General features: G+C 44.8%; 1 protein-coding gene. It reads left to right on the top strand.

Annotation, left to right across the window (positions count from 1 at the left end):
• Positions 1–123: 123 nt before the first annotated feature.
• The gene (locus NG22_RS08540) at positions 124–12735 is read left to right on the top strand and encodes a PKD domain-containing protein (RefSeq protein ID WP_157600940.1); all 12612 of its coding nucleotides are present in this window, start codon (positions 124–126) and stop codon (positions 12733–12735) included.
• The last annotated feature ends 18 nt before the right edge of the window (positions 12736–12753 follow it).

Below are 12753 nucleotides of genomic sequence, written 5' to 3'. Positions count from 1 at the left end.
TGAGATTTTCTTGTCGTTTTTTGATATGTTCTCTTTTTGAACTTTTTCTATAAATCAATTCTCGGTTTTATAGTTTAGTTTCCCCTCTTAGTTTCAATTGTTATCAACATCGACCTATATATTATGAGAAGGACGTTTACGTTTTTTCTTTTTTGTTGCGCTTTATTGTTTAATCGCAATCTTCTTGCGCAAGATTGTTCTATCCTTGGTGATGCCGGCGCTGACCTCAAACTATTTACCCCTAGTGGTAACTGTTCTGGGGAGGCTACAGTGACGTGGAGTTATGGATGGAATTTGAGTGCAGCTAATGCTGCTTTATGTGAAGTGGAAATCGATTGGGATGATGGGGTAGTAGAAGTTATTCCCATTGAAAACCTATCAATGAATTCTAATTTTTGGGGGGTAAGTGAAAGACAACACACCTATGATTATCAAAATGGTAGTGGAGCCCCAGGGGGGAATAATGATGATCTTGCGGTGCAAAATTGTACTTATTTACCAAAACTTTACATTAGGATTAATGGGGTGAGGTGTACCAAATTTGTAGGGGTTGGTAGTTTTGTTACTGTTTGGGATACAGAGGATAACCATTTTTTGAATTCCATTAATGAAGAGGATGCCTTAAATGGTGGTTCAGGTCTTTTTACTTCTGGAGGAGTAGGAGACTACAATATGTGTGCGGGTAATACAAATGAACACTTTTTAGTTGACTTGACCATTTGGAACTGTACTACTAATCCAGAGGAAAGCAGAAACCCCAACAATGAGGGCCGATGGGTACAATACGTATATGGCGAAACCAACTCCGTCACGGGTGGAGAGGTATCCGTTGGTGGTCAGGATATCCCCAGTGGACAAGTTTATTATGGACCAGTAGAATGGATTCCAGGCGGTACTGCTGGTGGAGGCCGCACACTGCCGGTGCGTTTTCCTCCACTGGCGGGAGAAAATGAGTGTTTCTCCGTGCGTTTGCGGAGTTGGAACGTCTGTAACCGATATGGCCCCAATGGATCAGATCAACCTGCAGGCTCATTTAACCCTAATGATTTTCCGTATGCAAATGATCCGGTAGATTTATGGACCAGAACCATTTGTACAGTAGAGGCGCCTGAGCCTCCAATTGTTCCGGATGTCACGATTTGTGCGGGGGGTGATCCTACCTTAAGAGCAACGGCTCAAAATGGAGCGACGGTAAGATGGTACGATCAGGATCCTACACTTTCGCCTACGCCAATAACGCCAATTTATGAGGGCAATCCGTTTAGTCCCTCTGTGAATGTTTTTCCCAATAATATTACCACTCATACTTATTGGGTGACGCAAGCTTACGCCACTGTTGGATCGGAGGAGTGTGAGAGTTTACCCACAGAGGTCAACCTGACAATTTATCCGGAAATAAAAAACAATACGATTGCAGCGGATCAGGAGATTTGCTTTGGAGGAAATCCGGCAGAACTGACTGGTTCGAATCCAACGGGTGGTGCTGGAGCAGGCACTTACACTTACCAGTGGGAACGATCGGTAAATGGGGGTGGCTGGTCCAATATTGGAGGCGCTACTGGTAATACTTATGATCCTCCGGTGTTAGCGAATACCACCAATAATCCTATTACCTATTCCTTTAGAAGAAAAGTATACTCCGGAACCTGTGATAATGGAGGAACTCCCGGAAATGAATGTACAGGTGGGCTGTGTGAATCTATCTCAAATGAAGTAGACATTATTGTTTATCCGGAGCTGAAGAATAATTCCCTGCGGTTTGATCGAAATAATAGTACAGAAATCGAAATTTGTTTTGGGGAGTCCCCGGGTCGCATTAATGGCTCTACGCCTACAGGTGGCTTTGGAGGATTATCCTATATCTGGGAAAAATCCGAAGATGGCGGCAACAATTGGTCTTTGATTGCAGGGGCAACAAACAAGAATTACACGCCTGGGAATTTATTAGTGGATACTCAGTACAGAAGGACGGTCACTTCGGCCAATTGTGGAGATGATTTGGTTTCTAATGTAGTCAAGGTTTGGGTGCGACCTGACCTAAGCTTTAATGGCACGCCCTATGTAGAAGTGCAGTCCACCAATGCGGGTCAGCATGCCTTTATTTGCTATGAAGAGGCATATAAAGTGGTAGTCCCGAATACCATTCGGGACGTGGTTTTAGGAAATGGAGATACAAGGCGAATTCAATATGCTGTTTATGAAGGAGCGAGTAGAAGAAAAGGCTGGACAGATGGCAACAATGGTGATTTGTCTTTCTCATTTGATCCGGAAACCTCCAATCGTACCTTTAATGTCCGCATCCGATATAAGGATCAGGATAATTTCGGAGATCGTTGTATAGAAAGGTTTGATGAACTGAAAATTACGGTTAATCCGGAAATCAATGTAGATGCGGGGCTGGATTTATTATTATGTGAAGGAGAGTCTATTGTGTTGCTGGGTGCGGCCAATGGCGGATCCAATAATTTTAAATATAATTGGTCAGGCCCTTCAGGGTTAAATCAGAATAACATCAATGTGACCATTAATCCGGCTGATGGCACCTATCCGGCATTAAACACCACGCATACTTATACTTTTACGGTGAGTGAAAATGGATTCAACCATTCTGTTTCTGGTGAAGGTTGTGAAATTCAGGATACCAGAGAGGTGACGATTTTTGAAAACCCCACAGGGACGGTTGATATTAGCGACAAAACCATTTGTCCGGGTGTTCCCTTGCAATTGGAGACGACTACCGCTGCGGGAGGTTCTGGTGGAACTTTGACTTACCAGTGGAGATCAGACCGAGAAGGGGAGGGAATTATTACCAATTACCTTTTTTCGGATGCGGCAGGAAATAACCCTGATGGTGGAAATATTGCCTCACCTTATTTTATTCCTGATGGGAATTTGAGTGGTAGCTTCGAGTTTTGGCTGGAGGTTACCGAAACCAATAACGGGCATCCCTGTACTATTTCTACTAATCGTGTGCGGGTAACCATTGATTCCAATGCCCCGACAGCCGGTATTTTAACTGATAAGGATGAGAGTGGCATTTCCATTCCTGCCGGATTGTTAAATGGCGATGGTTCCGCTTTCAGCCCGGACTGCACTTCGGATTTATTTGTATATGAAGGCACCGCATTGAAGTGGAGAAATACCATCAATACAGATTCGAATTATCCTGCGGCCAATTTTGACCAGGTAGAAATTCGGGTTTTGGATCAGAGTGGAAATGTGGTAGAGGCGCAGCACCTGCTGGCAGGAAATACCGCCACGCAAAATGCGAGCTGGTCTAATTTGGTGAACTTTCCTAGCGCAGGAATTTATCGGGTGGAGATGATCCTAACCAACACCGCCGGTGGCTCCGGTTGTAATGTATCCATTGTAAACCAATTGGTGCATGTGATGAAATTGCCGAATATTTTAGAGGTTAATTTTGCCGATATTTGCCAGGGTACCACGGTAACTTTGGAAGACAAAACAAACTGGTCGGCTTTGGATTATACGCCTACTTATTTTAAATGGGAAATTAAAAATTTAGCGGATAATTCCACTGTTGTGGTGGATGGAGAGAATGGAGGAGCAGACCCTGTGGCTGATTATGAATTTAATGCGCCGGGCTCATTTGAAGTGCGACTCATTGTAACAGCAGCAGCTTCTAATGGAGAAGTTTGTGATTACTCTAAAGTAGTAGGGCAGCAAGAGGTACATGAGATACCTTTAGTGAGTGTGTCAGACCCCAGTACTTATGCCGCCTGTGGTGCTTTTGAATTGGATTTGGCCCAAATGGCTACAGATATTGGTCTGACCTTCTCTGGAGAAACGGAAGTGGAATGGACCATCTTAAGTGGCAGTGGTAAATTTAAATTTGACGATAGTGGCGCTGAAGTGGATGTGAGTTCCTCCAAGTATTTTGACAATTTCTATAAGCCGGTATTACTCGATGAGGATCAGCAAATCACCTTAAGGTTTTTTGTTCGCAACCCTTCCAATATTGCGGCTTGTCAGGAGGCCTTTGTGGATATTCCGGTTTATATTTATCCAACTCCGAAAGTCAATCCTTTAATTGATGATAAGTTTTGCTATGGTGTGGAGGTCACCCTTAATGCCGAGCGAACAGATAAAAATATCCCTTCCGCAAATGTGGGAGACTATGCCTGGGATGTGGTGGAAGCCATTCCTGATTTCCCGGGTACCATTGGTGGAAATACCTTTACCCCTAACACTTCGACTGAGGATGGGGTTACCAATAAATTATTATTGTACCCGACCAATGTAGTGGCGGCCTGTAATGTGGACGTCAAAAAGAATTTCTCAGATACGGTTGCCATTTATCATAATGCCAAAATTGTCATTAGCAATTTACCGGATGAATTGGCGGCTTGTTCGAATGTCAATGAATTACTAGAAGGGCAACAAGTCGGTGGTACAGGGAACTATTCCTACCGCTGGTATTTGGATAATGTGAATCAGGGTAATAATTCCCCTAATTTTAACTTTAGCCAGACCGTCGATTTTGCTGATCAGTCCAAAGAATATGTCATCAGATATGAAGTGATGGATGATTTGATCACGACCTCCGGTTTGGAATGTAAAGCTGAGCATGAGATTGAAGCCAAAGTTTATGCTTTGCCGGAAGTGAAAGCGGCCGGGGATCAGGAAGTATGTTTTGGGGATGATGTTGCCCTGGAAGCCAATATTTTAATGCCTGATGGCCGTGCGTCTAATGAGGTGAGATGGTTTGAGTTTGTCGGAGGCCAGCCGGTGCAAATGGCTACGGGTGAATTGGTCGACAACACCCATCCGGATTATGCGAATATTTATCCTGATGAACCATTATATCCGAATTTCACCGGTAAGTCTTTTTATGTTCAGGTAGAGGATGAGTTTGGTTGTAAAAGCGTATTGGTGGATAACAACCCTGATATTCATCAGGGCTTGTTAACCCGTGCCAGACCTGCTGAGCCATCCATGACCGGCCAATCGGATTTCTGTATGGATTCCGGGATTTTACCACAGGGGATTTACGGTTTTAACCAAAACGCTTACACCGGAACCTGGAATTATGATTACCGGGTAGATCCGGATGACGGTTCGACCACTTCTTCCATTATTTCTCAGACGAAGTCTTTCTTCGTGCAGTATAATGTGTCTGGTGCTTATGATATTCAGGCGCAGATCGTGCAGCAGTATCCAAACAATTTGGACTGTCCCTCTCCATGGGCAAGTTTGCCGGTAGTGGTAAACCCGGAACCATTGGCGCATGCAGTATCTACTAATGAAAACAAAATTTGTGAGTTTGAAACGGTCACTTTCAGAATTGATCCCTTTGTACCGGAAGATTACGAATATGAATGGGTGCGTTCCTTTGACTATCAAATAGCCGATGGTGCAACGGATCAGGAAAAGGATTTGACTTTTATTTCTTCCGGTAATATTAAGGTGCAGGTGAAAATTAGCACCATTGTCAAAGATAGTGACGGGAATCCAGTGTTGGATGGTGGCGGAAATGTGGTAACAGGCTGTGCGACAGTGGCTGAAATTACAGTGCCTGTGAGCCCTAGTCCTGATTTTGAAACCTTCCTGGCGGAGAACAGAATTTGTTCCGGAGCTGAGGTAGATTTAAATGTGAGTTCTACCACAGCTTATGATTATGAGTACACTTTCGATGGAGCGAATATTTCCGGTGGAGTGGACGGTTCATTTGGCAATGTGACCACTTTTGATATTAAAGATGTCCTGACCCACAATGAAGCCGCTACGCAAATTGCCAAATACTCCATCAGAGCTTATGAAATTGCTGCCGGTAGCAAGCGTTGTTTCACCGATAAAGAGGTGGAAGTGGAAGTGGCACCTTCTATTGGAACGCCAACCATCTCCGTACAGGCTTCCCAAATTTGTGATGGTGAGCGGGATATCGAAATTGCTTCCGACATCATTGAGGGCAATACCTATACCTGGTACATCTCCACAGATGCTGGAGCAACTTTTGGTTTGGTAACCGATTTTGATGACGGAATGGGAGGGGATTATTTAACCTATTTTTCCAATGTTTCTTCCCCAACCTTAGTGGTGAGAAATGCCAACTATCTGGTATTGAATGGTGCGCAGTTCAAACTGGAAATTTTGGCCTGTAATGGTTTGGAGGAAAGTAATGCCGTTACCCTGAATATCATTCCAAAACCGATGATCAGCAGAGATCCGGTGAATGTGGAAATTTGTGAGGACAATCCGGCCGCATTTGATATTGAAATTGAGCCCTATGATTCCGCTTTACCTGAAAATCGCCCTGTTATCCAATGGGAGCGTTGGGATTCCGGATCCAGAGCCTGGGTAGCTTTGACTGATGGAACTGAATTTTCAGGAGTAAGTACGCGACAACTTACGGTTCATGAGGCTTTTACCACGGCGGATAATAATAATGCCAACTTCCGTGCGAAAATCCAGGGATTGTGTGATAATGGCAACTGGCAAATTTCGCAGAATGCCGTGTTGACCATTTATAAAAAACCGGCCCTAAGAGTGCCATTGGTTTCGCAGTCGGTTTGTGATGCTTTTGGGGGAAAAGCGGAGTTTTATGCCGATGCTTTGAATACTTATCAGCCGACCTACCAGTGGCAGGTAAGTACCGACGGTGGTGCCAGCTGGGTGGATATTGATCCGGCAGATGCGGATTATGAAGGAGTAAATCAGGAATTCCTGTTGGTGAAGAATGTAGGCAGCAAGGATCAATATAGATATAGTGTTACCATCGGTTCCTCCGCAGGCTTCTGTAGTACAACAGCCAGACCGGAGCCGGGAGAAGAAGCTATTTTGACCGTATTACCATTGCCGGATGCTTTCCCGCAGACCTATGAGGTATGTACGGATAATGCAGGAGGATTAACCTCAACGGTGAATCTGACCAATTATGAGGCAGACGTTAAAGGCAGCACGGATTCAGACATTTTAGTGTTCTGGTATGTAGATGAACATTATACTTCCGAGGTGAGCAATAAATTTGCCCATCAGGTGAGAGATGGAGAGAAGGTATATCCATTGGTGAGAAATCTGAATAATTGTCAGAATGGAACAGAGGTCGTGTTCAATATCAATGTTCGCCCTGCTATGGATCCTAATATGCCATCCACCCTGGCGATCTGTTCTGATACGGAATTGGTGATTACGCCGGAAACCGAAAGCGGAATGGCCGTGACGGACTTTAACTGGGCGTTGGTGCGTAATGAAAATATTAATGGATTACCTACGGCAGATAGTGGCCAAGGCGCCATTAATTGGACTTTAGGTAATACTACCTATTCTGATCAGGGCTTCGAGGTGGTTTATACAGCCTATAATGGTGATCCGGGCTGTGTTTCTCTTCCATTTACCATAACTACCATTGTGAATCCTCAGCCGGTAGTGACTTTGGAGAATAACAGAGCAGAGATTTGTGACGAAGCAGAAACGGCTATCCTGGTCAGAACACCGGTGAGTCCGGCGAATCAATTGTATTTTACCTATGCTATTGATGGCGTTCCGCAGCTGGATGGCAATGGAGACCCAATCAAGCTGTTGAATTATGAGAGTATAGCCGAAACTTTGGAAAACCTAGGGCAGGATCCTCAGGATTATAGCTTTGAAGTTACTCCATGGAGAAATGGTTGTGCATTACCTGGCCTGACCGAAGTCACTACTGTAAGTGTAAATCCAACACCGGTGATCAGTTTGTCCACTTTACCGGAGAGCATTTGTAGCGGGGATCAAATTAATCTGGAGATGACCTCGGCAACGAATTTGATCAATGGATTTAATTTGGTGTATACTTACTCTTCTATTTCGGAAGGTGGATTTGGAACTGTAGTAGGAGATGGCGTTCAAAATGGATCAGTGGTTGCTCCTGCTTACACCATTGCCGGTGTGTTGGAAAATAGAACTTTCGAACCTCAGAAAATGGTTTATGAAGCCACCCCAACGGTGCAGGGTTGTGATAATAACAAAGTGGTATCGGTTAGGGAAGAAGTGATTGTGAAGCCGGTACCGGTCATGTCCATTAGCAATAAGCTGGAGAAAATTTGTAATGGAGCGGCAATGGATATCCTATTGAGCTCACCAAATTTGATCAACGCCCTATTGCCTAATGCCGAAATTAGATTCAAAGGAACGGCAGTAGCTTCCGATCCGGCTTTATCCGGATTTAACCCAAATATTGATCTTTTAGCGGTAAACGGAGAAGCCCAAATCTTGGACGCTTTATCCAATACCTCCAATGAAATACAGACTTTAACCATCACCTTGCGCCCTTATTATGACAATTGCGAAGGGGAGGAAATCGTAACAACGGTGCAGGTTTATCCGACTTTGGACATTCAGGTGAGTAATGCCGCGCCGAGAATTTGTTCGGAGGGGCAGACCAGCCTAGAATTACAATCATTGATTAATATTACAGGTTTCCAGATTGCTTATCGTGCAGAATGTGCCAGCGATCAGGTCTTTGGTTATTCGAATTTTGAACGATATGGTAATGTGGGGGACGTATTGGCAGAGACCATCACCAATATGTCTGCTGTGCCGCAGACCGTCACCTATTATTTCCGGGCTGTAACCGATGGCGGCTTGTGTGATGGACCTGAAATTGTGAGGGAGGTGGTAGTTGATCCAAACCTTACCTTCGATTTGAAAGCCCAGCAAGAGCAAATTTGTAATGTGGAATACGGAGGTTTTGAGGTAAGTACCCATGTACAAACCTCAAATGGTCAGAAAATTCAGTTCCGTTTTGAAAGTATTGCGAATGCCAACGTCAATGGCGCATTGGTGAGCGGTATGTTTGAAGTGGATGCTAATGGAAATGGCGCCGCCGGTTCTGTATTGACCAATACGGATGCCAATATTCAGGAACAACGCTATCGTGTTTGGATGTTGATTACTGATGCCGCCAATAGCATTCTGTGCCAATCTGTAGAACGGGAAGTCGGTATTTTCATTCGACCAAGCCTAAATGTGGATCAACTTCCCGATGTGGCAGTTTGTCCGGATGAGCTGGTGGTAATTCCGGCATTTTCCGGTGCAGCCTCTTATACCTGGACCAATGATAATCCATCCATTGGTTTGGCGGCTTCCGGCGATAGAAATTTACCGGTATTTACTTCAGTGAATGATACTGATGTGGATCAGGTGGCGAATATTGAAGTGATCGGAAACACACAGGGCTGTTATACAACCCCAATGAGGTTCACCATTACCGTGAAGCCGACGCCGGAAACCCCGGTGGTGTCGGGAGTGCTTGATTATTGTCAGGATGATGCGCTACAAGCCTTAACCGCTACGGGGCAGGAGGTCAATTGGTACAATAGTAGCATTCTGGGTTCAGGCTCTTGGGTCGGATCCGGGAATACTTTCACCCCTGCCGCAGAGGATGTGGATACCAGTTATCCCGGTCTTTACACCCTCTATGTGACGCAAACCATTAATGGTTGTGAGTCAGAGGCGGAAGAGGTAGAATTTATCGTGAACCCCAAACCATTCATTGCCTATAACCTGGTGCCGAATTCGGAATGTACGCCTTTAAGTGTAAAATTGGTGAACGTGACCAGCGGTCATAATCCTGATCTGGATCTTTGGGAATATCAGATTAAAGGCGATCCATCTTCTAAACTTCCCCTGAACTGGGATGGAAACAATGAAGCCATTTTCCAAAATAATACGGGCTTGCCATTGACTTATGAGGTGATTTATACCGCAGGGACGGATTTGGGTTGTTTTGAAACGGTCATTACTGATTTGGAGGTGATGCCGCAGATAGAGTTTATGGTGGAGGTGTTACTACCGGCCACGCATCCGGATCCGGCTTGTTCTGGCACCGAATACACCTTTAAAAGAACGAATCTGGGGAATACGGATTTAATTCCAAATTTGAAATACACCTGGAGCTTTGGAGATGGAAGTACCCTGGTGACCGATGAGCCCGAAGTAACGCACCTTTATGAGAATGCTTCTTTTGAAAATATTCGGAACTATCCGGTGGCGCTAACCGTAGATGCCGGTTATTGTCGCCAGACCGAACAGCTCAATGTGGAGATTTATCCACAAGTCTTGGCAAATCTGGATCTGTTGGACAATTATGGCTGTGGACCTTTGGAAGTGTCCTTTATCAATAATTCCAGAGGGCATGATGAAAGCCTTGGGGAATATCAAAGAAGATTGCAGGGAAGCTCGGCTTGGGAAACCATTACGCTAACAGACCTTAAGTTTATTTTTGATAATACCACCACGCTGCCGCAGGTTTGGGAAGTACGTTATTTTGCCAGAAATCAATATGGTTGCCCGGATATCTCGGCAGAAAGACTGGTGACGGTGAATCCACGACCTGTCGCTACCTTTGTTCATGACAATCTGCTATGTGAAGGTTCCCCGGCGGTATTTGATGCTTCTGCGTCTACCGGAAATATTGACAGTTATCGTTGGGAAATGGGAGATTTCACCCTGCCTCGCTATGGAGAAACATTAGAGTATACTTATAAAGTGGCGGGATTATACCGGGTGACGATGACGGCTACCAATGACCTGGGATGTACGGATACCTATAGTAGTGAGATGCAAATACAGATTTCTCCGGATGTGGAGATCAATGCCCAAGGGCCAAAAGAATTCTGTTTTGGAGGATCTGTAGCCTTGACCAGTGAGGTAAATGAAAATGTGAGCTACCAGTGGTTTAAGGATGAGGTGGCCATTGCTGGGGAAACCTCAGCGGATATCTTGGTGGCTGAAACCGGGGCTTATCATTTGACGGTCACTCAACTGGATGGTGTGGGTTGTTCCCGAGTTTCTGATACCTTAAGAATTACGGCTTACGAAATTCCGAATGTGGTCTTAGAGCGAAACAAACCAGGGAAAATTCTTTGTCCGGGAGAGGAAGTGGTATTTACAGCAGATGCAGATTTGAATATTCAAACCTATATTTTCTATGTGAATGATGAGCCTTTTGCGGCTAATTTGGAGCGAAACAGTTTCCGTTATTCCAGATTGAAAAATGGAGATCAGGTGCGCGTTGAGGCCATTACTTATTCCGGTTGCTCAGGGCACAGCGAGATACTGCCACAATCGGTGGATAGTATTAACCCCAATTTTGCCATTGTGGGACCTTCTCAGTCTTGCAGTCCTTTTGCAGCGGTCTTTGAAGTGGAGGAATTTGTAGCAGGATTGGAATACACCTGGAACTTTGGAGACGGAACCGTGGAAGTTCATGACAGCAAAGTGGTGACGCATGAGTTTATCAATTCCTCTCCATTCCTGCAGAATCGTCATACCGTTAAACTTACTGTATATAATGCGGCAACGGACTGCTCCAATGTTTTCGAGCAGGAGATCAAGGTGAATCCAACGCCGGAAGTTTACTTCGAATTGACTGCTGACGGAGGTTGTGCTCCTTTGACCATCGGCGCGGAGAATAGCTCTAATTTGGTGAACATCACTGATGCTTCTTCATGGGCATGGGCTGTTACTAATATGACCAGTGGTGAGGTTATTGCGACTTCCGAATTGGAAAATCCTTTCTTTGAGTTGCCTAATATCACGCTGGACGAGATTGTTTACGAAGTGAAACTGGTCGGTACTGATGCTTACGGCTGTCAGGATTTTCATGCGGTTGAGGTAAAAGTATATCCGGAAATTCGTCCTTCTTTTATTGTGGATGCCAAGGACAATACACAACTTTGGCCCGATAATGAATTTGTCATTATTAATACCACCAATGATGCTTCCGTTCCTGAAAATTGGACCTATCGTTGGATATTAAATGCACAGGAAATTTTTGTGGGAGCCCAAATAGGTTCAGTAGTACTAGAAAAACCATCTGTCGCTAATCTGACTTTATTGGTCTCCAATGAAAGATGCGAAGCTCAGGCTACACAATTCCTAAAATTGGAGGCGACCAACCCTATTGTGGACTTTGAGCCTACTCCGGAGGTGGCTTGTGCGCCGCAGGTGGTTAAATTTGAAAACCTAACGAAGAACACCGATGAAACCACCATCTTCACCTGGGACTTTGGGGATGGGACCAAGTCTAATGAGGTACATCCGGAGCATGAGTATGAAAATCCTAATACTTATACGGTAAGACTTGAAGCGACGAATGCGGTGTCTGGTGGTATATTCAGTATCATTAAGGACGTTATTATTCACCCTGTTCCTAGTGTGAATTTTAATGTGAAGCCTGAAAGAGTCTTCCTGCCGGATGCGGAGGTACAATTGGAGAGCTATGTGACCGGTTCCAAAAATATTTATACCATTGACTGGGGAGATGGCACCATGACGGAGTTTGCTAATCCTGATGCAACGCATCTTTACACTCAGCCGGATGATTATTTCATCACCATGTATGTGGAAAATGAATTTGGATGTGAGGGGCAGAAAACCATCGAGCGACCAGTGATGGTACGGGATGGTGGTAAAGTCGATACACCAAACTCCTTCGTCCCTAGACAAGATGGTCCGGGTTCCGGTCATATTTCTGAAAATGATGGAACAAGAGGTTATTATCCCGTCTTTGCACCTTACACCCCTAATGTGGTTGAAACGGGTTATCGACTGGAAGTTTATACCCGTTGGGGCCAGTTAATCTATCAGACAGAAGTATTGGGAGAAGGGTGGAATGGTTACTATTTCAATTCCGGAGATGCCCTGCCGGCAGGGGTTTACATATTCAAGTTGCAAGCCAGAACGGATGACGGACAGCGCGTGAGTTTGGTAGGAGATGTGACGCTGCTGAAATAAATGAAATAAAAACTAAAA

Origin of the sequence: Persicobacter sp. CCB-QB2 (assembly GCF_001274635.1) — a bacterium.
In the GTDB taxonomy this organism is placed as follows: domain Bacteria; phylum Bacteroidota; class Bacteroidia; order Cytophagales; family Cyclobacteriaceae; genus Persicobacter; species Persicobacter diffluens.
Note: the sequence above shows the minus strand (reverse complement) of the source record. Positions and strands in the feature narration are given on the sequence as shown.

Excerpts from the sequence above, each read along its gene's own strand:
- NG22_RS08540 (WP_157600940.1), top strand. The coding sequence starts at position 124 with ATGAGAAGGACGTTTACGTTTTTTCTTTTTTGTTGCGCTTTATTGTTT.